The 20,289-nt window shown below is 60.0% G+C and carries 25 protein-coding genes; 10 read left to right on the top strand and 15 right to left on the bottom strand.

Translation table 11 applies throughout. The annotated features are described in order from the left end of the window. Position 1: 1 nt before the first annotated feature. The 12 genes from EDE05_RS21400 to coxB form a co-directional block, all read right to left on the bottom strand. The gene (locus EDE05_RS21400) at positions 2-730 is read right to left on the bottom strand and encodes a class I SAM-dependent methyltransferase (RefSeq protein WP_134102932.1); all 729 of its coding nucleotides are present in this window, start codon (positions 728-730) and stop codon (positions 2-4) included. Between the two features lie 21 nt (positions 731-751). Then, complete coding sequence (gene rnhA, locus EDE05_RS21395) at positions 752-1,192, bottom strand: ribonuclease HI (protein ID WP_134102929.1); 441 nt, start codon at positions 1,190-1,192, stop codon at positions 752-754. Continuing rightward, complete coding sequence (locus tag EDE05_RS21390) at positions 1,189-2,169, bottom strand: homoserine kinase (RefSeq protein WP_134102927.1); 981 nt, start codon at positions 2,167-2,169, stop codon at positions 1,189-1,191. Before EDE05_RS21390 ends, rnhA begins: the two co-directional genes overlap by 4 nt. Positions 2,170-2,297: 128 nt before the next feature. After that, on the bottom strand, positions 2,298-3,326 hold the full coding sequence (gene ispH / locus EDE05_RS21385) for a 4-hydroxy-3-methylbut-2-enyl diphosphate reductase (protein WP_112801559.1): 1,029 nt from the start codon (positions 3,324-3,326) through the stop codon (positions 2,298-2,300). A 4-nt stretch (positions 3,327-3,330) separates the two neighbouring features. Further along, a complete protein-coding gene (locus EDE05_RS21380) occupies positions 3,331-3,696 on the bottom strand; it encodes a DUF1304 domain-containing protein (RefSeq protein ID WP_112801557.1) in 366 nt (121 codons plus the stop codon). 60 nt (positions 3,697-3,756) lie between these two features. Beyond that, a complete protein-coding gene (locus EDE05_RS21375) occupies positions 3,757-4,518 on the bottom strand; it encodes an SURF1 family protein (protein ID WP_245519956.1) in 762 nt (253 codons plus the stop codon). Between the two features lie 72 nt (positions 4,519-4,590). Then, entirely contained in the window at positions 4,591-5,469 is an 879-nt protein-coding gene (locus EDE05_RS21370) for a cytochrome c oxidase subunit 3 (RefSeq protein WP_105373242.1), read from the bottom strand. Between the two features lie 49 nt (positions 5,470-5,518). Beyond that, positions 5,519-6,124: a cytochrome c oxidase assembly protein gene (locus EDE05_RS21365; RefSeq protein WP_134102921.1), complete on the bottom strand. Its 606-nt coding sequence runs from the start codon at positions 6,122-6,124 to the stop codon at positions 5,519-5,521. 9 nt (positions 6,125-6,133) lie between these two features. Further along, positions 6,134-6,274, bottom strand: a complete 141-nt coding sequence (locus EDE05_RS21360) for a hypothetical protein (RefSeq protein WP_162712486.1) — start codon at positions 6,272-6,274, stop codon at positions 6,134-6,136. After that, a complete protein-coding gene (gene cyoE, locus EDE05_RS21355; RefSeq protein ID WP_132408812.1) occupies positions 6,271-7,227 on the bottom strand; it encodes a heme o synthase in 957 nt (318 codons plus the stop codon). The genes EDE05_RS21360 and cyoE overlap by 4 nt, the downstream gene beginning before the upstream one ends. A 68-nt stretch (positions 7,228-7,295) precedes the next feature. Next, positions 7,296-8,999: a cytochrome c oxidase subunit I gene (gene ctaD / locus EDE05_RS21350; protein WP_132408810.1), complete on the bottom strand. Its 1,704-nt coding sequence runs from the start codon at positions 8,997-8,999 to the stop codon at positions 7,296-7,298. Positions 9,000-9,016: 17 nt separating this feature from the next. Then, the gene (gene coxB, locus EDE05_RS21345; RefSeq protein ID WP_112801551.1) at positions 9,017-9,901 is read right to left on the bottom strand and encodes a cytochrome c oxidase subunit II; all 885 of its coding nucleotides are present in this window, start codon (positions 9,899-9,901) and stop codon (positions 9,017-9,019) included. A 408-nt stretch (positions 9,902-10,309) separates the two neighbouring features. On the opposite strand from coxB, the gene EDE05_RS21340 reads away from it, so the two are divergent. The 3 genes from EDE05_RS21340 to EDE05_RS21330 all read left to right on the top strand — a co-directional run bounded on the left by EDE05_RS21340 (position 10,310) and on the right by EDE05_RS21330 (position 12,883). Then, positions 10,310-10,948 carry an invasion associated locus B family protein gene (locus EDE05_RS21340; protein WP_245422951.1) on the top strand — a complete coding sequence of 213 codons (639 nt, stop codon included), beginning with the start codon at positions 10,310-10,312 and terminating at the stop codon, positions 10,946-10,948. 76 nt (positions 10,949-11,024) lie between these two features. Beyond that, positions 11,025-12,440 carry a metalloprotease TldD gene (gene tldD / locus EDE05_RS21335; protein WP_112801548.1) on the top strand — a complete coding sequence of 472 codons (1,416 nt, stop codon included), beginning with the start codon at positions 11,025-11,027 and terminating at the stop codon, positions 12,438-12,440. After that, positions 12,437-12,883, top strand: coding sequence for a VOC family protein (locus tag EDE05_RS21330; RefSeq protein WP_134102918.1), 447 nt, complete (start codon positions 12,437-12,439; stop codon positions 12,881-12,883). The genes tldD and EDE05_RS21330 overlap by 4 nt, the downstream gene beginning before the upstream one ends. Here EDE05_RS21330 and EDE05_RS21325 read toward each other — a convergent pair. Continuing rightward, positions 12,864-13,172 (bottom strand): pyrophosphatase, encoded by a 309-nt coding sequence (locus EDE05_RS21325; protein ID WP_134102915.1) that lies wholly within the window; start codon positions 13,170-13,172, stop codon positions 12,864-12,866. The genes EDE05_RS21330 and EDE05_RS21325 overlap by 20 nt on opposite strands. Positions 13,173-13,298: 126 nt before the next feature. Here EDE05_RS21325 and EDE05_RS21320 point away from each other — a divergent pair, with 126 nt between their 5' ends. Next, positions 13,299-14,090 carry a sulfite exporter TauE/SafE family protein gene (locus EDE05_RS21320; RefSeq protein ID WP_134102912.1) on the top strand — a complete coding sequence of 264 codons (792 nt, stop codon included), beginning with the start codon at positions 13,299-13,301 and terminating at the stop codon, positions 14,088-14,090. Between the two features lie 108 nt (positions 14,091-14,198). Then, the gene (locus tag EDE05_RS21315) at positions 14,199-15,239 is read left to right on the top strand and encodes a polysaccharide deacetylase family protein (protein WP_166675495.1); all 1,041 of its coding nucleotides are present in this window, start codon (positions 14,199-14,201) and stop codon (positions 15,237-15,239) included. Positions 15,240-15,248: 9 nt separating this feature from the next. On the opposite strand, the gene pdxH is transcribed toward EDE05_RS21315, so the two are convergent. After that, a complete protein-coding gene (gene pdxH / locus EDE05_RS21310) occupies positions 15,249-15,869 on the bottom strand; it encodes a pyridoxamine 5'-phosphate oxidase (RefSeq protein WP_134102906.1) in 621 nt (206 codons plus the stop codon). A gap of 56 nt (positions 15,870-15,925) precedes the next feature. On the opposite strand from pdxH, the gene EDE05_RS21305 reads away from it, so the two are divergent. The 4 genes from EDE05_RS21305 to EDE05_RS21290 all read left to right on the top strand — a co-directional run bounded on the left by EDE05_RS21305 (position 15,926) and on the right by EDE05_RS21290 (position 19,274). Then, positions 15,926-16,384: an RT0821/Lpp0805 family surface protein gene (locus tag EDE05_RS21305; protein WP_132408798.1), complete on the top strand. Its 459-nt coding sequence runs from the start codon at positions 15,926-15,928 to the stop codon at positions 16,382-16,384. A 239-nt stretch (positions 16,385-16,623) separates the two neighbouring features. Continuing rightward, positions 16,624-17,703, top strand: a complete 1,080-nt coding sequence (locus tag EDE05_RS21300) for a DnaJ C-terminal domain-containing protein (RefSeq protein WP_134102903.1) — start codon at positions 16,624-16,626, stop codon at positions 17,701-17,703. Between the two features lie 142 nt (positions 17,704-17,845). Further along, on the top strand, positions 17,846-18,664 hold the full coding sequence (gene fabI / locus EDE05_RS21295) for an enoyl-ACP reductase FabI (RefSeq protein WP_105373255.1): 819 nt from the start codon (positions 17,846-17,848) through the stop codon (positions 18,662-18,664). 22 nt (positions 18,665-18,686) lie between these two features. Continuing rightward, complete coding sequence (locus EDE05_RS21290) at positions 18,687-19,274, top strand: histidine phosphatase family protein (RefSeq protein WP_134102900.1); 588 nt, start codon at positions 18,687-18,689, stop codon at positions 19,272-19,274. 47 nt (positions 19,275-19,321) lie between these two features. Here the strand turns inward: EDE05_RS21290 and EDE05_RS21285 are convergent, their stop codons facing one another. Beyond that, positions 19,322-19,582 (bottom strand): DUF1344 domain-containing protein, encoded by a 261-nt coding sequence (locus tag EDE05_RS21285; protein WP_132408792.1) that lies wholly within the window; start codon positions 19,580-19,582, stop codon positions 19,322-19,324. A 378-nt stretch (positions 19,583-19,960) separates the two neighbouring features. On the opposite strand from EDE05_RS21285, the gene EDE05_RS21280 reads away from it, so the two are divergent. Then, positions 19,961-20,209 carry a hypothetical protein gene (locus EDE05_RS21280; RefSeq protein WP_134102897.1) on the top strand — a complete coding sequence of 83 codons (249 nt, stop codon included), beginning with the start codon at positions 19,961-19,963 and terminating at the stop codon, positions 20,207-20,209. Positions 20,210-20,289 lie beyond the last annotated feature (80 nt).

Genomic DNA, 20,289 nt, shown 5'->3' with positions numbered 1-20,289 from the left:
ATCAGCGCTCCGCCGAAATCATCAGGATCATCGGACGGTCCATTTCCTCTTGGAGAGCGGAATTGGCCGCAATCTGGTCTGGTGTCGGGTGCCACTCAAGCAAACGGCGGATGACAAAGCCTTCGTCCATCAAGGTATTTACGGTCGTGCCAAGCGTCCGATGGTACTTAACGACGCCTTTGGCCAGCCAGTCGGTCATGCGCCGACCCTCGACGGAATAGTTGTCCACTGGCCAAAACCGATTGCCGTCCCCGTCTGTTCGCCACCCGGGATTGGAGGAGGCCATATAGATTGGATGCTCTATGGTGAAGACGAACTTGCCGCCCGGCACCAAGGTCCTGTGCACTTGCCGCACCAATCGGCCGAAATCTTCAAGGTAGTGAAAGGCAAGAGAGCTGTAAGCAAGGCCGAACCGTGCTTGCGGCAGTTCGACCTGCTCCAGATCAGCGCGATCATAGCTGATGACAGGATGGGCGTTTTCCGCCGTTGCGCGGGCAATCATGTTTTCGGAAAGATCGAGGCCCAGCACGGCAGCCGCGCCTTCATCCGCCGCAAAACGCGAAAACCAGCCGAAACCGCAGCCGAGATCGATAATCCGCAAGCCTTTCAATGGTGGAAGAAGAGCGCGTATGGCAGGCCATTCGGCGGCTCCGGCAAGACCATGCACCGAGCGGCCGAGCTGGCTGTACCCGGCAAAAAACTCGGACCTATCGTAGACGTTCTGAGCCACGGCCTCCTCCTGGGTCAGTCGCTATCTCTTCTTGAATGGCGCCATGCCGAGGCGGGCGAGTTCATCAGCCCGCTCGTTTTCCGAATGACCCGCATGGCCCTTGATCCAATGCAGGGTTACCTTGTGCTTGCTGCGCGCTTCCTCCAGCTGCTGCCAGAGTTCAGCGTTCTTGACCGGCTTCTTGTCTGCGGTCTTCCAGCCGTTTTTTTTCCAGCCGAAGATCCACTTGGAAATGCCATCCTTCACATAGGCGCTGTCGGTGTAGAGATCGACCTCGCACGGGGTTTTCAAGGCGTTCAGCGCCTGGATCGCCGCCATCAGCTCCATTCGGTTGTTGGTCGTGTCGGCCTCGCCGCCGAACATTTCCTTTTCCGTTTCGCCGTAACGCAGGATGGCGCCCCAACCGCCGGGTCCGGGATTTCCGGAGCACGCGCCGTCGGTGAAAATATCGACATGCTTCATGACAGTGCCGCTTCCGGTGCCAGCCCGTATTCAGCAGCCGAGCCGATCTGCCGGTGGAACCGCAGCTTGCGCAGGTATTCCAGCGGATCCTTTTTCACCACGAGCGCGCTGGCGGGCGTTGTCAGCCAGTCATAAAGCCTGGTCAGGAAGAAGCGCAGGGCCGAGCCGCGTGCCAGAACCGGCAGAGCCGCGATCTCGTCCTTCGATAGTGGACGGACGCTCTGATAACCCTCCAAAAGCGCCTTCCCTTTTGTGAGATTATAGGAATGATCCTTCTCGAAACACCAGGCGTTCAGGCAGATCGAGACGTCGTAGCAAAGCAGGTCGTTGCAGGCGAAATAGAAATCGATCAGGCCGGAAAGCTCGTCACCCAGGAAAAAGACGTTGTCCTGGAAAAGGTCGGCATGGATGACGCCGGCCGGCAGATCCTTCGGCCAATGGCTCGCCAGAAATTCAAGCTCCGAAGAAATCTCGTCCTGCAGGCCCGCCTCCACCTCGTCGGCGCGGTCTGCGGATTTCGCCCAAAGGGTCTTCCAGCCTTCGAGCGACAGTGCATTCGGACGCGTCAGCGAAAAGCCATCCGCCGCGAGATGCATCTGGGCGAGCGCCTTTCCGACTTCACGGCAATGCTTGGCTTCCGGCTTCCTCAGCCACATGCCCTCGAGAAAGGAGATCAGCGCGGCGGGACGGCCTGAGAGTTCGCCGAGCAACTGGCCGTCCCGCCGCGGCAGCGGAAGCGGGCAGGACAGACCACGTGCCGCAAGATGCTGCATCAGCCCCAGGAAAAACGGCAGGTCCGATTTTTCCACGCGCTTCTCATAAAGCGTCAGGATCAACGGATCGCGTGTCGTATGCAGCAGGAAGTTCGAGTTCTCGACGCCTTCCGCAATGCCCTTGTAGGAGGTCAATTCACCGACATCATACTCGGTCAGGAAATGTTTCAGGTCGTCTTCGGTGATGTCGGTGTAAACGGCCAAGAGTCCATCCCACGATGATTCTACCGCTTCAATGCGGCGCATAGCCTCTTCCTAGCGTCTCCATCCGCCTACCGCTAGACCTCCGGTCGGCCCGAGCGAAAATCGATTCACAGATCTATTCCAGGCCGTTACGCCGGCACGCTTCTCGCGCCGTTCACCCAGGCCATATCCTCTACGGTCAGCGGCACGCCGCGAAGCTCGCGGTTGACAAGGAAGTTTTCCGTTTCCTCCGCCGTGATGGCGAGCTCGATCTTCGCGTCGAAACGCTCCTTGAAGGCTGCAATGATCTCATCGACGATCACTTCCGGAGCCGAGGCGCCGGCGGAAAGCCCGAGCGTGCGGATATCGCCGATCTCGTTCCAGTCCAGTTCGGACGCCCGCTGCACCAGCAGAGAACGTTTGGCACCGGCACGCAGGGCGACTTCCACCAGACGCTTGGAATTGGAAGAATTCGGCGCTCCGACGACGAGGAAAAGATCGCAGCCAGGTGCGGCCTGTTTTACCGCCTCCTGGCGATTGGTCGTGGCATAACAGATGGAATCGGCGGCAGGTGCCGTGAGGCTTGGAAACCGCTCCATCAGCCGCGCGATGACGCCCGCCGTGTCGTCGACCGAAAGCGTCGTCTGGGTGACGTAACCGAGGTTTTCGGTGTCGGCCGGTTCATAGCGGTCGGCATCCTCTATCGTCTCGATCAGGGAAACCGTGCCTGGCGGAAGCTGGCCCATCGTGCCGATCACTTCCGGGTGGCCGGCATGGCCAATCAGCACCACATGGCGGCCAAGCCGCTGGTGGCGCATGGCCTGTTTGTGGACCTTCGAAACGAGCGGGCAGGTCGCATCAAGATAGAACAGATTGCGCGCTTGCGCATCCTCCGGCACCGATTTGGGAACCCCATGGGCGGAAAAGACAACCGGCTGCTCCCTATGCTCGGCCGGAATCTCTTCCAGTTCCTCGACAAAAACCGCGCCCTTTGCTTCCAGCCCTTCCACAACGTAGCGGTTATGGACGATCTCGTGGCGGACATAGACGGGTGCGCCATAGGCCTTCAGCGCCAGCACGACGATCTGGATGGCGCGGTCGACGCCGGCACAAAAACCGCGCGGGCCGCAGAGGCGGATCGAAAGCGGACTTTTTTTTGCGGGGAGTGAGGATGCCATCAAATCAGGACGCCAGGAATGTCAGCAACAGAGCGATAAGGGCCGGACCGCCCTGAACCAGCAGGATCCGCGGCTTGACCGACCACGCGCCATATATAGCGGCAATGACGACGCACACAAGGAAGAAGAGCTTTAGCTGGAACGCGAAAGCCGGATCCGGATGGAGCAATGACCAGAACAGCCCGGCCGCAAGGAAGCCGTTGTAGAGCCCTTGGTTGGCGGCCAGCACCTTCGTTGCCTGCGCCCGTTCCTCCGACATGCGGAACACCTTTCTTCCCGTCGGACCAGTCCAAAGGAACATCTCCAGGACCAGAAACCCCACATGCAGCAGCGCCGCCAGCGCGACGAAAAGATTTGCCAGCAGGCTCATCCCAACCCCCGTTCAACCCGGTTGTAACATAATGCGGTTCAAGCACAGGCGCCAACCGCCTTAAGCATGCTTGCGCCGAAACCACATCCCGATCACGACCGCAACAAGCGCTGCAGCCAAGCCGTACCACGTCACCGCGTATTGCAGGTGGCTGTTCGGCAGGTCGAATTGCGTCACCCCACCTTTCGGCCAGCCGCCTGGATTGGCGACCGATGCATCGGCATCCACGAAGAACGGTACGGCCTTGGACGGGTCGAGGCCCGCAGTTGCGACCATGGCGTCGAGATCCTTCCAGTAGAAGATGTTCTTCGCGGTGTCGTTGTCCGGAACGATGACTGACGGCTTTGCGGGAAGTCGGCTGCGGGCATAACCCGTGACCGTCTGCTCCCCCGTCACCTCTCCGGCCGGTCGCGTTGCCGGTTCCTTCATCTCATAGGGCACGAAACCACGATTGACGAAAAGGATCCGGCCATCGGTCAGCGTCATCGGCGTATAGACGTAGAAGCCGGTGCGGCCTTGGAATGTCGCGAAGAAATGCCGCTCCTTCCGGTGGTCGAAGGTACCGGTTACCGAGACGCGGCGATATTCGATATCGCTGCCAGACCTCATGAGCATCTCGATCTCGGAGAGTGCCACGGGTGACGCAGCCCGGCGCGCGGCGATATCGGCAAGCAGCCCCTCTTTCCATTGCAGCCGTCCCACCTGCCAGGTGCCGAGCGAGAGAAGCGTGGCGAGTGCCAGAAGAACGATGATGGCGCTGCCAATTCTCCAGCCGCGACTGCGCCGCGTAGGGGTAGTCGTGATCTCGGAAGAAGCCTTCATCGCCATGGAATTCCAATCCTTAAAAGCAGAAGGGCGGCTTTCGCCGCCCTCCCAAATTCATGCCTTCCCGGATCACCCGTGGGAAAGCGGTGCGCCCCAGCCGCCCCAGATGTAGATCGAGAAGAACAGGAACAGCCAGACGACGTCGACGAAATGCCAATACCAGGCAGCAGCCTCGAAGCCGAAATGCTTCTGGGGCGTAAAGCCGCCGCGCATGGCGCGGACCAGGCAGACCAGCAGGAAGATCGTGCCGATCAGCACGTGGAAACCATGGAAGCCGGTCGCCATGAAGAAGGTCGCGCCGTAGATCGAGTTCGAGAACGCGAACGGAGCGTGCATGTATTCGTAGGCCTGGACGAAGGAAAACAGGATGCCGAGCGCAACTGTCAGCGACAGGCCGGAGATAAGACCCTTGCGATCATTGTGCAGCAGCGCATGGTGCGCCCAGGTCACGCAGGTCCCCGACAAGAGCAGGATGATCGTGTTGTAAAGCGGCAGGTGCCAGGGATCGAGAACCTCGATGCCCTTCGGCGGCCACTGGCCGCCCACGGCCTCGACGCGGCTCGCCTGGATGGCCTCGTTGGCAAACAGGCTGGCATCGAAAAAGGCCCAGAACCAGGCAACGAAGAACATCACTTCGGAGGCGATGAACATGATCATGCCGTAGCGTAGATGCAGCGACACGACGCGCGTATGGGCGCCCTCGCGGCCTTCCTTGATGGTGTCCGACCACCAGCCGATCATCGTGTAGACGACGATGGCGAGGCCGATGAAGAAGAGCCAGGGCGTCGCGAAATTCAGGCCGAAAAGCTTGAACTCGCCGCCATGCAGATAGCGCATGTAACCTACGCCGCCAAAGGTCAGGACGAAGGCGCCGAGCGAAGCCAGAATCGGCCACGGGCTCGGATCGATAATGTGGTAGTCGTGCTGTTTCTGATGCGCATCGGCCATGTCAGAATCCCCGGATGAATGCCTGCTTCGCCGAAACCGGCGAACCCTCTTAAAGTTTCTTGTCCACTGTCTTGCCGCCTTTCGGCAGAGCCGCGACCGGTTTGCCGGGCGCACTCGGATAGAAGGTGTAGGACAGTGTGATCGTCTTGATATTCCTGGTCTCCTCCGCCTTGGCAATCTCCGGATCGACGAAGAATACCACAGGCATCGTGACCGACTGGCCGGGCTGCAGCGTCTGCTCGGTGAAGCAGAAGCACTCGACCTTGTTGAAGTAGGCGCCAGCCTCCATCGGCGTGACATTGAAGACGGCGGTGCCGGTCGTCGCGCTCGACGAGCGATTGGTCGCCGTATATTCGATCTGCAGCGTCTCGCCGATCTTCGGATCCACCGCCTTGGCGGGCTTGAAGTCCCAGTTGAGGCCGGGCGAGATATTGGCGTCGAAGGTGACCTGGATCGTCTTGTCCAGGACCTTGTCGGAATACTGCTCGACCCGTTGCGTCGTGCCGTTGTAGCCTGTCACCTGGCAGAACAACCGGTAGAGCGGAACCGACGCATAGGCCATACCGACCATGCCGGCGACGAAAACGGCGCAGCCGGCGAAGATCGCGCCGTTGCTTACCCGTTTTGCCTGTGCATTCCGACCGGCTTCCGTCATCGCCCGCTCCTAGTTCCCAAGCCCGCCGATTTTGACAAGCGTGATGATGTAGAAGAGAATGACAAGACCGGCCAGCAGCACGCCGAGCGCGATGTTGCGGTTGCGGCGTGACTTCTTCTGCGCCTCATTGAGCTTGACGGTCTCGATCACAGCAGGCCTCCAAGAATGGTGGGCAGCCCTTCGAACATCCGATCGGCCAAAAGGGCCGAAAAGATAGCGAACAGATAGAGGATCGAATAGGCGAACATCTTCTTCGCCGGGATCATCTTCTGGTCGCCATCCGGCATCCGCCAGACGGCGATGGAACAGTAGACGAAAACCGCGCCGAGCAGCGATGAAAAAATTCCGTAACCAAAGCCGGCGAGCCCCGTAAAGGTCGGCGCAACGGCAATCACAGCGGTCAACACCGCGTAGATTACGATCTGGATCTTCGTGGAAGCCTCTCCGGCAACATTCGGCATCATCGGTATGCCAACCGCGCCGTAATCGCGCATCTTGAACAGGGCCAGCGCCCAGAAATGCGCCGGCGTCCACAGGAAGATGATGAGGAACAGAAGGATGCTGTCGAGCGATACGCCTCCGGTGACACAGGCCCAGCCGATCATTGGCGGGAAAGCCCCCGAGGCGCCGCCGATGACGATGTTCTGCGGCGTCGAACGCTTCAGCCACATCGTGTAGACGACGGCATAGAAGAAAATGGTGAAGGCAAGCAGGGCCGCGGCAAACCAGTTGACCGCAAGCCCGAGGATAGCGACGGAAAAGACCGACATCGTCAGCCCGAATGCGAGAGCCTCCTGAGGCAGGACGCGGCCCGCCGGGATCGGTCGCTTCGCTGTGCGCGTCATAACGGCGTCGATATCGGCGTCATACCACATGTTCAGCGCACCCGAGGCGCCGGCGCCGACTGCTATGCAGAGAATTGCGATCACGCCGAGCACGGGATTGATGTGGCCGGGCGCGAGGATCAGACCGGCGAATGCCGTGAACACCACGAGCGACATGACCCGCGGCTTCATGAGCTCGAAGAAATCGCGCGCACCCGCTTCCGAAAGGCGAACGCCTCCATCGGAGCCGAGAACATCGTGATTGCTCATAACCGTCATTGAACCGTCCTGCTTAACATCTCCGGGCATCGCGGGTGCCGCGATGCCCCATCTTGTTCCTTGGCCGCTCAGCGGATGCGCGGCAGCTGCTCCCACTGGTGGTAGGGCGGCGGCGAGGAAAGCTGCCATTCGAGCGTGCTTGCACCTTCACCCCAGGGATTGTCGCCGGCAACGCGCTTCTTGGCGAAAGCTTCCCATACGCCGAAGAGGAAGATGATCACGCCGGCGAAGGAGATGTAGGAGCCGATCGAGGACACGTAGTTCCAGCCGGCATAGGCGTCCGGATAGTCGATATAGCGGCGCGGCATGCCGGCGAGACCCAGGAAGTGCTGCGGGAAGAATACCAGGTTCACGCCGATGAACATGACCCAGAAATGCAGCTTGCCGATGAACTCGTTGTACATGTAGCCGAACATCTTCGGGAACCAGTAGTACCAGGCAGCAAAGATCGCGAAAACGGCGCCGAGCGACAGAACGTAGTGGAAGTGAGCCACGACGTAATAGGTGTCATGCAGCGAACGGTCGAGACCGGCATTGGCAAGCTGGACGCCGGTGACGCCACCGACGGTGAACAGGAAGATGAAGCCGATCGCCCAGACCATCGGCGTCGTGAAGGTGAGCGAGCCACCCCACATCGTGGCGATCCAGGAGAAGATCTTGATACCGGTCGGAATTGCGATGACCATCGTCGCGAAGACGAAGTAGCGCTGCGCATCGAGCGACAGGCCGACCGTATACATGTGGTGGGCCCAGACGATGAAGCCGACGGCACCGATCGCCACCATGGCATAGGCCATGCCGAGGTAACCGAAAACCGGCTTCCTGGAGAAGGTCGATACGATATGGCTGACGATGCCGAAGCCGGGCAGGATCAGGATGTAGACTTCCGGATGACCGAAGAACCAGAAGAGGTGCTGGTAGAGGATCGGGTCACCGCCGCCTTCCGGCGCAAAGAAGGTCGTGCCGAAGTTGCGGTCGGTCAGAAGCATGGTGATGCCGCCTGCCAGAACCGGCAGAGAAAGCAGCAGCAGGAAGGCAGTGATCAGAACGGCCCAGGCAAAGAGCGGCATCTTGTGCAGCGTCATGCCGGGAGCACGCATATTGAGGATGGTGGTGATGAAGTTGATCGCACCGAGGATCGAAGAGGCACCGGCGACATGCAGCGAGAAGATCGCGAGGTCGACGGCCGGACCCGGATGCCCCATGGTCGCGAGCGGCGGATAAAGCGTCCAGCCACCGCCAACGCCGAACGCGCCGGCAGGACCTTCGACGAACATCGACAGGACCAGCAGGAGGAAGGCGGGAACGATCAACCAGAAGGAAATGTTGTTCAGGCGCGGAAAGGCCATATCCGGCGCACCGATCATGATCGGCACCATCCAGTTGGCGAAACCGCCGATCATGGCCGGCATGACCATGAAGAAGATCATGATCAGCGCGTGACCGGTGGTGAACACGTTGAACATGTGCTTGCCGCCGTCGATGGCCGCGTCACCCTGGAAACCATAGACCATGGACGCCAGACCATGGAAGATCTGGATGCCAGGCTCCTGGAGCTCCATGCGCATGGCGACGGAGAGAAGACCGCCGACAATGCCTGCCATGATCGCAAAGATCAGGTAGAGCGTGCCGATGTCCTTATGGTTGGTCGAAAACAGCCAACGCTGAGCGAAAGTCGGCGTGTGCGAATGATCGTGATGATGGTCGTGACCATGCGCATCGTGAGAGGTGCGGGTATGGGCGTGATCGTCGTGAGCGGAATGTCCAGCCATTATCCTCACTCCTCTAATTACTTGGATAGGTTTTCGGCGACGGCAAAATTGCCGGCCGGCTTGTCGACCGCAGCCACGAGCGCTTTGTAGGCGCCCGGCAGGTCCGAAGCCGCCTGCGCAAGCCAAGCCTGGTATTTGTCTTCCGAGACGACGCGGATGGCGATCGGCATATAGGCGTGATCCTTGCCGCAAAGTTCCGAGCACTGGCCGTAATAGAGGCCTTCACGCTCGGCCTTGAACCAGGTTTCGTTGAGGCGACCCGGTACCGCGTCGATCTTCAGGCCGAAAGCCGGCATCGCAAAGGCGTGAATGACATCCGACGGAGCAGCCGTCACGAGCATGCGGACTGTCTTGTTGACGGGGACGACCATTTCGTTGTCGACCGCCAGCAGGCGCGGATAGGCGCCGATATCGGTCTTGCCGGCAGCTTCGCGGTCCTGTTCCTTCAGCATGAAGCTGTCGAAGGCGACAGGAGCCTGCCCGCCTTCATATTCATAATTCCACTGCCACTGCGTTGCAGTCGCCTTCACCGTCATGTCCGACTGCGGAATCTGCAGCTGGGCATTCAGGAGATTGAAGGAGGGAATGGCGAGGAAAAACAGAATGAGAACGGGGCCAAGCGTCCAGATGATTTCGATCATCGTGTTGTGGCTGGTGCGCGACGGCACCGGATTGGCGCTCGCGCGGAACTTCACGACCACGATGACAAGGAGCACCAGGACCAGAAGTGTGACCGGCACGATGAACCAGAGCGTATAATGCTCGAACCACCGGATCTGGTGCATGATCGGCGTGGCGGGCGCCTGAAGGTCAAGCTGCCAGGGACGCGGCTGATCCGCAAAACCGGCAGAAGCAAAGAGCAGACAGATGAGCGCCGTCATCACTGCAAAAGCTCTGTTCATCACTAATTTCTCCCCATGCGTTTGATCCAGAACAAACCCAACGCAGAATCCAAGCTATATGGTGTGCTTCAATCACAGTTTGCCTGCCGCCGCAATATCTGGCAGGAAAAGCCCGTGCGGCATTTTTGCGCCTCGCGGGGAGCGCTGAATCATGCCACGATTGTAGGCTCGTGCGACTGAAACTCCGGCATCGAACGGCGATCGAGCCGGCATCCCGCCCCCTTTTTATGCATCATAGCTTATATTCCGCGCAACGCCGCAGATTTATGAAGCTGTGAATCAATATGGAGAGGGCATCGGTCATGGAGTCCCATTTTCGCCGTACTCCGCTGGAAAGAGGGCGGGGCTTTTCATTTGGTTCGGCCAGCGACAAGAATAGCCGCACTGATTCGTCTTACCGAGGTTTCCATGGGCCGTCCCTCCCTGATCCGCGCCAGTTTTGCAGCAATGCTCGCGACGGCCGTATCTCTTCCGGCATTCGCGCAGCAGCAACCTGGCCCGCGCCCGACGCCCCAACCAAGCCAAGGCACGACCTCGCCAGCGGCTCCCCAGCCCCCCGGACCGGCCCAGTCGGTGCCGGGAGTTCAGCCGCAACCGGCCCAGAAGCCGCAGCCGCCCGGCAATGTCCGGGAAAATCACGGCGCCTGGTCGATCATCTGCGACAGGCCGGCGGGCGCCTCTGCCGAACAATGTGCGCTGATGCAGAACGTGATCGCCGAAGACCGGCCTGAGGTTGGACTGTCGGTCGTCGTCCTGAAAACCGCCGACCGCAAGGCGAAGATCCTGCGCATCCTCGCGCCGCTCGGTGTTCTCCTGAAGGACGGCATGGAGCTCTACGTCGATAACAACAATATCGGCCGCGCTTATTTCACCCGCTGCTTCTCCGAAGGCTGTTATGTGGAGGTGGAGATCGACGACGAGCTGATGCGCATCCTTCGTGCGGGCAAAAACGCCGTCTTTGCACTGCGCGAATCGGCCGACCAGGATCGCGTCGGCATTCCGATCGAGCTTTCCGGCTTCGCTCCGGGTTACGACGCCCTCCCCTGACACTTGCCTCCGGCGTCCCGGGGACCTACATCGGACCGAACAAAGTTCGGGCCCGACCCCGGCGAAGGAGCCTTCCATGAATACCGATCTTCTCAACCTTTTCGACTGCGACGAGGTCAAGTTGCGCTCGATCCTGTCCGAGACGTTGGCCGGGGCCGACGACGGCGAGTTGTTCGTGGAGCATGCCCAGGCGGAATCGCTGACCTTCGACAACGGACGGCTGAAGGGCGGCTCCTTTAATACAGATCAAGGATTCGGGCTGCGCGCGGTGGCCGGCGAAGCGGTCGGTTATGCGCATGCGGGGGAGCTTTCGGCCGCAGCACTATCGCGCGCCGCCGATGCCGTGCGGGCCGTCACGGCCGGCTATTCCGGCTCCTATGCGGCCGCTCCGCAGCGCACCAACAAGAAATATTACGGAGACGAGAACCCGATCGGATCCCCGAGCTTCGAGGAAAAGGTCAAGCTCTTGACCGACATCGACGCCTACCTGCGCGACAAGGATGACAAGGTTCGGCAGGTGACGGCCACCGTTTCGGCAAGCTGGCAGGTGGTCGATATCCTGCGGGCCGACGGCCACCGGGTACAGGACATCCGGCCGATGACCCGCATCAACATCTCCGTCGTCGTCGGCGACGGCGACCGGCAGGAGTCAGGTTCATTCGGCACCGGCGGCCGCATCGGGTTCGGCGATTTCGTAACGGAAGGCAACTGGCAGACCGGCGCCGACGAGGCGCTTCGCCAGGCACTGGTCAACCTGACCGCCATCGACGCGCCGGCCGGTACCATGGACGTCGTACTCGGCTCAGGCTGGCCGGGCGTGATGCTGCATGAAGCCGTCGGTCACGGGCTCGAGGGTGATTTCAACCGCAAAAAGACATCCGCCTTTGCCGGACTTCTGGGAGAAATGGTTGCAGCTCCGGGTGTTACGGTTGTCGACGACGGCACGATCGACAACCGCCGCGGCTCAATCACCATCGACGATGAAGGCACGCCGTCCGGCTACAATGTGCTCATCGAGAACGGCAAACTGGTCGGCTACATGCAGGACCGGCAGAATGCTCGGCTGATGGGCGTTCAGCCGACCGGCAACGGTCGCCGTCAAGGTTATGCCTATACGCCAATGCCGCGCATGACCAATACCTACATGCTCGGCGGCGACAAGAGCCCGGACGAGATCATCGCCTCGGTCAAGAAGGGTATTTATGCCGTCTCCTTCGGCGGCGGCCAGGTCGACATCACCTCCGGCAAGTTCGTGTTCGGCTGTACGGAAGCCTACATGATCGAAAACGGCAAGATCGGGCCTGCCATCAAGGGCGCCATGCTGATCGGCAACGGTCCCGACGCGATGCGAAGGGTGACCATGGTCGGCAACGACATGAAGCTCGACACAGGCATCGGCAATTGCGGCAAGGGCGGCCAATGGGTACCCGTCGGCGTCGGCCAGCCGCATCTGAGAATGGACCAGATCACCGTCGGCGGCACCAAGGCTTGAATCTACATCGCTTCAATGCGCTGATTCCCGAGCTCTCCGTCAGTGATTGGCGGAAAAGCCGAGATTTCTACTGTGACTTGATCGGTTTTTCGGTCGTCTACGATCGGCGGGAAGAAGGTTTCGCCTTCTTGGCGCTCGGGGAGGCGCAACTGATGATCGACCAGATTGGCCTTGGCCGCGATTTTGACCTTCCCGAAGCTCCCCGCGAACATCCGTTCGGGCGAGGCATCAACCTACAGATCGAAGTGCCGGCGCTCCGACCGGTTCTCGTCCGGCTCGCTGCGGCGAATATCCCACTCTATTTGGCGCCGGAAGAGAAATGGTATCGCCGGGACGATAAGGAAGTCGGTAATCGACAGTTCATCGTCGCCGATCCCGATGGTTACCTTCTACGATTCTTCGAGGATCTTGGCGAGCGGCCGTTCAATGGGCATCCGGCGTAAAAAGCCATTTCCGCTCAATCGCCGCGGCCAGATCGATCTGGTTGCGGCGGGCGAAAAGCAGGACATGGCCCAAAAGATCAGCGGTTTCGTCCGCCAGGTCGCGGCTTAACTCTTCCTTGCTCCGTCCCTTCGTGCGCCCACGACCGGTCAATCGGTTCCAGGCCTGGGTCAGTTCGCCCATCTCCTCCTGAAGCTTCAGGAGGAACCAATCGGAATCGCGCTTGATGGCATGGGTTTCGGCATAGCCGGCAGAGGCGGCTTCGAACTGACCGGCGAGTTTGTCCAGCATGACGTTCTCCATTTGTGCCGGCAAGTCGCACCGATTCTACCCTCAGGTCCAGCGCCATTACTTGACACCCGGCGACCAATTCCGAAAGTTGCGGCGATCCCTCAAATCCGTATCACGGCCTCCCCGATGGAATCCCAAGATCTGTTTGCCGCCTTTCTGGAAGCATGGCTACCGGGTCATTCGTCTTATCAACTCGCCTTTGTTTTCCTGGCGGCAATGATCGCGGGTCTGGCGCGCGGCTTTTCCGGCTTCGGCGGGGCGCTGATATTTGTGCCATTGGCCGGCGCGGCGATGGGTCCGAAGATCGCTTCCGGGCTGCTCCTCGTGATCGACGGCATCATGACCCTCGGCATGGTGCCGGACAGTTGGCGACGCGCCAATCGGCGGGAGGTGGCAACCATGCTTGCAGGTGCCGTGGTGGGTGTGCCGACAGGCACTGCCCTGCTTGCCCTTCTGCCCTCGGTCACGCTGCGCTGGATCATCTCGATCGTCGTGCTCTGCCTGCTGGCCTTCCTGATCTCCGGTTGGCGCTACCATGGTCGGCCGAAGACCTACCTGACAATCGGAGTGGGAGGCCTCGCCGGCCTTTTCGGCGGCGCAGCGCAGATGTCGGGACCGCCGGTCGTCGCCTATTGGCTCGGCGGCGCAATTCCCCCGACAATCGTGCGGGCCAACCTTGTCCTCTATTTCGCGCTCTCGACCGTCATCTCGGCCACATCCTATTTGATCGGCGGGATTCTCACTGTCGAAGTGCTTCTGATCGCCCTCTTTGCCGGTCCCGGTTACGGACTCGGTCTGTTTATCGGCTCTAGGCTTTTCGGCATCGCCAGCGAAGCGACGTTCCGGCGGATATGCTTCGTCCTGATTGCGACCGCCGCCCTCATCGGCCTTCCGCTCTTCGACACCTTGCGCCCCTGACGGGAATCTTGCCTGCCTTTCTTCAGCAAGGTTTAACCCGGAACACAGTAGGGTCACGCTCTCAGAAGTGACGTGAGCGTGATCACCGTGGGGAATACGAGGGAGAGGCTGAAGGCGCTCTGGCGCCGGGACGTCAAGCGGCGCCTTGTGGCCGGAGGCCTCGACATGGCCGCTGCCCTTGCGCGGGCCGGAATGTTTCCCAATGCACGGGGCCGCGGCGCCATTTTCACCCTCCATCATGTCCGACCGAAAAAAAACCGCCCGCTCCAACCGAGCGGCCATCTGGAAGTGACCCCCGATTTCCTCAGCGAGGCTATCGAAAGGCTCTCGGCGGAAGGTTATGAGTTCATACCGCTCGCGGACGTGCCGGGCCGCCTTGCCGCGCCGGCGAAGCAACCCTTTGCGGCCTTCACACTCGATGACGGCTACAAGAACAACGCTGAATATGCCCTTCCCGTCTTTGCCCGCCACGGTGCGCCGTTCACCGTCTTCGTCACGCGAGGCTTTGCGGAACGTACGCATTCCATGTGGTGGGAAACGCTTGCCGAACTGCTGGGCAGGGAGCGGGAAGTCACATTCGATTTCGGGGACGGAGCGGAGGCGATGGACCTTACCTCCGAAGCGCGCAAATTCGATGCCTTCGATCGCTTTTCAGCTTATGTCGCTGGTGTCGACGAGGCGGCGGCCGTTGCGAGGATCGATGCGCTGGCGAGGAAACATGGCATCGATCCGCTGGAGATCACCAGCGACTTGACGATGGAGCCCAAGGAATTACGCTTGCTTGGCGCGCATCCGCTGGCGTCGCTTGGAGCACATACGATCAGCCACCGGGCAGTCGGCCGCCTTTCCCCGCAGGATGCTCGCGACGAAATGCGGCAATCGGCGGACTATGTGGAGCAACTGACCGGCAGGCGGCCCGACACGATCGCTTATCCCTACGGCACACGGCATGCCGTTTCCGAGCGCGATCACCTGATTGCAAGCGAACTGGGCTTCTCGGTTGCGGTGACCACACAGCCCGGCACGCTGTGCGATAAAAGCAGGCATCGCCTCACGGGGCTACCGCGCATTTCGCTCAACGGCTATTATCAGGAGCCGCGCTACGTTTCCGCGCTGGCTTCGGGAATCCCGTTCGCCTTGGCACGCTGACCGTCCGGGTCAGGGATACATTCGCACCTTCTCCCAGGGACCGTCCGCCACCCCACGCCGAAACTCGACCCGGTCGTGAAGGCGGAACTGCCGGTCGTGCCAGAATTCGATCGAGACGGGCTTGATTCGGAAACCGGACCAATAAGGCGGTCGCGGGATGTCGCCTATGGCATATCTGGCCGTGTATTCGGCAACAGCCTTTTCCAGGGCGAAACGGCCCTCCAGCGGTCGAGACTGTTTCGATGCCCAGGCGCCGATCCGGCTGCCGCGCGCCCGCGTCACATAATAGGCATCGGCCTCGGCGTCGCTCACCACGTCCACCTCCCCCCGCAGCCGGACCTGGCGGCGCAACGACTTCCAATGAAAGCACATCGCCGCCTTCTTCTGACCGAGGATTTCACGTCCCTTCTGGCTCTCGAAATTGGTGTAGAAGACGAAGCCGTCCTCGTCGAAACCCTTGAGAAGCACCATGCGGACATTCGGCATGCCGTGTTCGTCGACGGTGGAAAGGGCGACGGCATTCGGATCATTGGGTTCCGATTTTTCCGCATCCTTCAGCCAGGAGCCGAAGAGTGCAAAAGGTTCGTTCTCCTCGGTGAAGTCACCGGTTGTTAACCCGCTTTCAGACATATTGAATAAAATACTCCCTAAAGTGCCCCGAGTTTTTTGGCCGTACAGGACGCAAGGTGGTAGTGATAGCAAAGTCGAAGAGCCGCACAAAGAGGTCCATCGCGCTTGGTCGAGGTGCAGCCGTCATCTGTCTCGCCGGATTGTCTCTTACCGGATGCACCAGCAGTCTGGACCTCTTCGGCAGTTCCCCCAAGGTAGACCGCAGCATCTCAACCGGAACCGTTCCCGGTCCGAAGCAGGAATCCGGCGAGAACCTTTCCGACGAGGCGACGGTCCGCAATGCCGTCACGTCTGCCGATCTTGCAAAAGTCGGCGCTGCCTCGGTCCCGTGGGCGAATGCCGTGACCGGCAGCGCAGGCGTCGTTTCGAAAATCCGCGAGGCTCGCAACGAAGGCCATCTCTGCCGCGACTTCACGACCACGAGACATTCCTACGAAGGCATTGCCATGTTTTCCGGCCAGGCCTGCATGACCGGCAGCGGTGACTGGATGCTGACCGCCTTCGACCGACAGTAAGGCCCTCTTCAGCACATCACCTTGCTCTACGAGCCGGCAGAAACGATTCGTTTACCTTAACGAATACGAATTTTGGCCTGTAACCTCTGATTCATGAGTTCCGACCTAAATTTCCTCGAACAGGCACGCTGTACTCAGTGACGCGAGGAACTGACGAAAGCTGTCGGAGTTGTGACGAGTATCGGGGGGTCCAAGGATTTTGGCGGGGCCCGCCGCTTCAGGTAACCGGTGGTCCCACAATGCGTGATCCCTATTCTCTGCTTGGTGTGAAGCGCAGCGCCGATGCTGACGAAATCAAGGCGGCATGGCGCGCCAAGGCAAAGACCGTCCATCCCGACGCCAACCAGGACGATCCGTCCGCCGCCAGCCGTTTTGCCGAAATCGGCCAGGCTTATGAGGTGTTGAAGGATCCCGACCGCCGCAAACGCTACGATCGAGCAGCCGAGATGCACCAGACCATCATGCAACAACGTCAGGCCGCGCGCGAAGCAGCCGAGCGGGCCAAGGCGGCCAAGGCCAATGCCGAAAAGGTCATGGAAGAGCTTGCCCGCGCCAATGCCCAGCGCACGCAGAGCCAGGCGGAAAATCCTCAAGGCGCGACGGGCGAGACCCCCGAAGACATGATCGAGCGCATATTCGGCGCGGCGGCTGCCGAGCAGGTGAAGGCGCAGAACCAGGCTCGAACCTCGGAGGATGCATCCGAGGGTGTGAAGGCCGAGCAGTCCGGTGAAAGAGCCCCCCTGCCCGTCATGGCGGTCGATCTTATCGCCTCGCTCGTCCGGCGCTTACGCGGGACTGCCCCTTTACCTGAAAAAGTTCCGGATCTTTCCGTCGATGCCACTGTCACCGTTGCCGATCTGCTGAAGCAGGCCTCGGTGACGGTAAAGCTCGCGGACGAACGAGAGGTCCGGTTTACACTGGAAAGAGGTATGACAGACGGGCATGTGGTGCGGCTGAAGGGCCAGGGCCTGAAAGTGGCCGGGATGAAACAGGGCGATCTCCTCGTCGCGCTCAAGGCCGCGCGCGATCCGCATTTCCACATCGAAGGTTTCGACCTCCATACCACCCTGCCGATCTCGCTCGAGGATGCGGTTTTGGGTACTGAGGCTACGGTGGAAACGCTCGAGGGCAGCCGCAGTCTTTCCGTTCCCGCCTGGTCAGGCTCGGACCAGACGATAAGGATGAGCGGGCTTGGGCTGTATGACGGCGCGGGCGGACGCGGCGACCTCGTGGTCGAATTGAGGATCATGCTGTGGGAAAAGCCGAACGAGAAGGTCACCGACCTGATGCGGCACATGCGTCACGGGCTATACGTCTAATACCAGTATGACAGTTTTGCGTCGGTTTTCACCGGCGCGCACCCTTGATTACGACCTTTAACATGAGATGATCCAAGTCAGCTTGAACCCTTGGGCTGCCTATGTCATAGGCAGCATTCGTTAAAGTTTCAGGGGACTATGTATGGTTCAGGCTTCCGGCCTCATGGCAGGCAAACGTGGCATCATCATGGGTGTTGCCAACAATCGTTCCATCGCTTGGGGCATTGCCAAAGCCATTCACAGCCAAGGCGGAGAGGTGGCATTCACCTACCAGGGTGATGCGCTCAAGAAGCGCGTCGAGCCGCTTGCGGCAGAACTCGGCGCCTTCATGGCCGGCCACTGCGATGTCAGCGACGAGGCCTCCGTCGATGAGGTTTTCGCCAATCTCGAAAAACATTGGGGCAAGATCGACTTCCTCGTGCATGCAATCGGCTTTTCCGACAAGGACGAGCTGACGGGCCGCTATGTCGACACGACGCCAGAGAATTTCGCCAAGACCATGCAGATCTCGGTCTATTCTTTCACCTCGGTGGCACGCCGGGCGGAAAAACTGATGACCGACGGCGGCTCCATGCTGACGCTCACCTATTACGGTGCAGAGAAGGTCATGCCGAACTACAATGTCATGGGTGTCGCCAAGGCTGCGCTCGAAGCGAGCGTAAAATATCTTGCGGTCGACCTCGGCCCGAAGAATATCCGTGTGAATGCGATTTCTGCTGGCCCGATCAAGACGCTGGCGGCCTCCGGCATCGGCGATTTCCGCTACATCCTCAAATGGAACGAATACAACGCGCCGTTGCGCCGCACCGTCACCATTGAGGAAGTCGGCGATGTCGGGCTCTACATGCTTTCGGACCTGTCGCGCTCGGTGACCGGCGAAACACATCATGCAGATAGCGGTTATCATGTCGTCGGCATGAAGGCCGTCGATGCTCCGGACATCTCGGTCATCAAGGACTGATCGACACCAGGAAACGTCTGCCGTGCTTATCTACATGATCCGCCACGGGCAGACGGACTGGAACGCCGAAGGGCGTCTGCAGGGACAGCGGGATATTCCGCTCAACGCGCTTGGCCGGGCGCAAGCCAGCCGGAATGGCGAAAAGCTTCGAGAACTGATCGGGCGAGCGGAAGATTTCGCTTTCATCGCCAGCCCTTTGTCGCGAACACGCGAAACCATGGAGCGGCTTCGCGCCGCCATGGGCCTTGATCCGAACGCTTATCTGATCGACGAGCGGCTGAAGGAACTCTCCTTCGGCGATTGGGAGGGCCATACGCTGGCGGAAATCAGCCTGATGTCGCCGGACCGCCTGATGGCCCGGGCACAGGAAAAGTGGAGCTTTATTCCGCCGGGGGAATTCGCCGAAAGCTACGAAATTCTCTGCTGGCGCATCGGCGCCTGGCTGCAGGCGGTTGAAAAACCGACGGTATGCATTAGCCATGGCGGCGTCATCCGCTCGCTCTTCCGCCTGATCGGCAATCTTTCCGAAGACGACGCGGCAGCCGCGCCGACGCCGCAGGATCGCATTCTCAGGATCGACAGGGATTGCGGCCGCCTGGAATGGCTTTGACCAGCAAGCGGCGGCATGGGCTCAGATCACCCGAAAGAGTTTAGGAACTACTGGACGATCTCAAGATCGTCCACGATCCGGTGACCGTCGACTTCGGTGAAGAAGACAAGGACTTTGACGCCGGCTTTGAGGCCTTCGAAATTGAATTCCTCCGGCACCTTGTAGGTCTTTCCGTCATCCAGTGTCAGGCTCAGCGCCTTCACATCCACCGTCTTGATCGTCGCCTCGACATCAGCGCTCTGCGCCCAGCCATTCAGGGGCGAAAACATGCTTGCAGTGGCAAGCAGAGCAGCAATCAGGATACGCATGGGTTTAGGCCTTGATGAGGTCGACGTTGTTTCGTTACGACGCACAGATAGCCTCCCGATTGTGGCGAAAATCGCCCGCTACCATGACATTTTCGGTATAAGTAATGACTTGATTGTTAACGCTTTTCAAGAGCTCCAGCCGGTTCGAAGGCGGCGCAGCCGTATCGGCCGGATTTGGCCCGCGTGCTCACCTCGGAAATCGCTTCCAAATTTGTGGGCAGCCGGGGCAATCGGAAATTAACTCCCATCCGTTAGGCTTTTCCCGCAAGTCATAAAAGTTAACGAAAAGGGTTCGGGCGATTGAAATTCCGGCGTTCCTCCGCTTCTCAAACTCTACACCTTTTTCGGCATCCGAAGGCTCCCGCTGCAATCGCATTCATGATCGCCCTGATGGTGATTGCGATTGCGATCATCATAGATGGGCGCCATACGGAAAGTTACCGCACCGAACTGCGAGGGACGACCGAAAGGACAGCGGCGCTGCTCGCCCAGCGTTTTTCATCCCAGGCCGAGACCGACATCCTGGCCGCCGATCACCTGGTCCATGTCCTGCAAGAGGATGCGCAAGGCTCGATCGAAAGGTTCCAGCACTACATCGACAACGCCTTCAAAAAGCAACGGTGTTAGGTGTCAATCGCGTTAGCGTGGTGTTCCCGCATTCTTGCGTTGAGGATGATGATCATCTTTCGCATGACGGCGACGAGCGC

Source organism: Neorhizobium sp. R1-B, assembly GCF_004368875.1.
GTDB lineage: Bacteria > Pseudomonadota > Alphaproteobacteria > Rhizobiales > Rhizobiaceae > Neorhizobium > Neorhizobium huautlense.
The sequence above is the reverse complement of the archived record's forward strand: the minus strand, read 5'-3'. Positions and strand labels throughout refer to the sequence as shown.

What these genes read in the sequence shown, in the direction of transcription:
- EDE05_RS21280 (WP_134102897.1), top strand. Translation starts at nt 19,961, where the DNA reads ATGATCGCCCTGATGGTGATTGCGATTGCGATCATCATAGATGGGCGC.
- EDE05_RS21375 (WP_245519956.1), bottom strand. Translation starts at nt 4,518, where the DNA reads ATGAAGGCTTCTTCCGAGATCACGACTACCCCTACGCGGCGCAGTCGC.
- cyoE (WP_132408812.1), bottom strand. Translation starts at nt 7,227, where the DNA reads ATGACGGTTATGAGCAATCACGATGTTCTCGGCTCCGATGGAGGCGTT.
- EDE05_RS21285 (WP_132408792.1), bottom strand. Translation starts at nt 19,582, where the DNA reads ATGCGTATCCTGATTGCTGCTCTGCTTGCCACTGCAAGCATGTTTTCG.
- coxB (WP_112801551.1), bottom strand. Translation starts at nt 9,901, where the DNA reads ATGAACAGAGCTTTTGCAGTGATGACGGCGCTCATCTGTCTGCTCTTT.
- EDE05_RS21300 (WP_134102903.1), top strand. Translation starts at nt 16,624, where the DNA reads ATGCGTGATCCCTATTCTCTGCTTGGTGTGAAGCGCAGCGCCGATGCT.
- ctaD (WP_132408810.1), bottom strand. Translation starts at nt 8,999, where the DNA reads ATGGCTGGACATTCCGCTCACGACGATCACGCCCATACCCGCACCTCT.
- EDE05_RS21380 (WP_112801557.1), bottom strand. Translation starts at nt 3,696, where the DNA reads ATGAGCCTGCTGGCAAATCTTTTCGTCGCGCTGGCGGCGCTGCTGCAT.
- rnhA (WP_134102929.1), bottom strand. Translation starts at nt 1,192, where the DNA reads ATGAAGCATGTCGATATTTTCACCGACGGCGCGTGCTCCGGAAATCCC.
- fabI (WP_105373255.1), top strand. Translation starts at nt 17,846, where the DNA reads ATGGTTCAGGCTTCCGGCCTCATGGCAGGCAAACGTGGCATCATCATG.
- EDE05_RS21340 (WP_245422951.1), top strand. Translation starts at nt 10,310, where the DNA reads ATGGGCCGTCCCTCCCTGATCCGCGCCAGTTTTGCAGCAATGCTCGCG.
- EDE05_RS21320 (WP_134102912.1), top strand. Translation starts at nt 13,299, where the DNA reads ATGGAATCCCAAGATCTGTTTGCCGCCTTTCTGGAAGCATGGCTACCG.
- pdxH (WP_134102906.1), bottom strand. Translation starts at nt 15,869, where the DNA reads ATGTCTGAAAGCGGGTTAACAACCGGTGACTTCACCGAGGAGAACGAA.
- EDE05_RS21370 (WP_105373242.1), bottom strand. Translation starts at nt 5,469, where the DNA reads ATGGCCGATGCGCATCAGAAACAGCACGACTACCACATTATCGATCCG.
- EDE05_RS21325 (WP_134102915.1), bottom strand. Translation starts at nt 13,172, where the DNA reads ATGCTGGACAAACTCGCCGGTCAGTTCGAAGCCGCCTCTGCCGGCTAT.
- EDE05_RS21365 (WP_134102921.1), bottom strand. Translation starts at nt 6,124, where the DNA reads ATGACGGAAGCCGGTCGGAATGCACAGGCAAAACGGGTAAGCAACGGC.
- tldD (WP_112801548.1), top strand. Translation starts at nt 11,025, where the DNA reads ATGAATACCGATCTTCTCAACCTTTTCGACTGCGACGAGGTCAAGTTG.
- ispH (WP_112801559.1), bottom strand. Translation starts at nt 3,326, where the DNA reads ATGGCATCCTCACTCCCCGCAAAAAAAAGTCCGCTTTCGATCCGCCTC.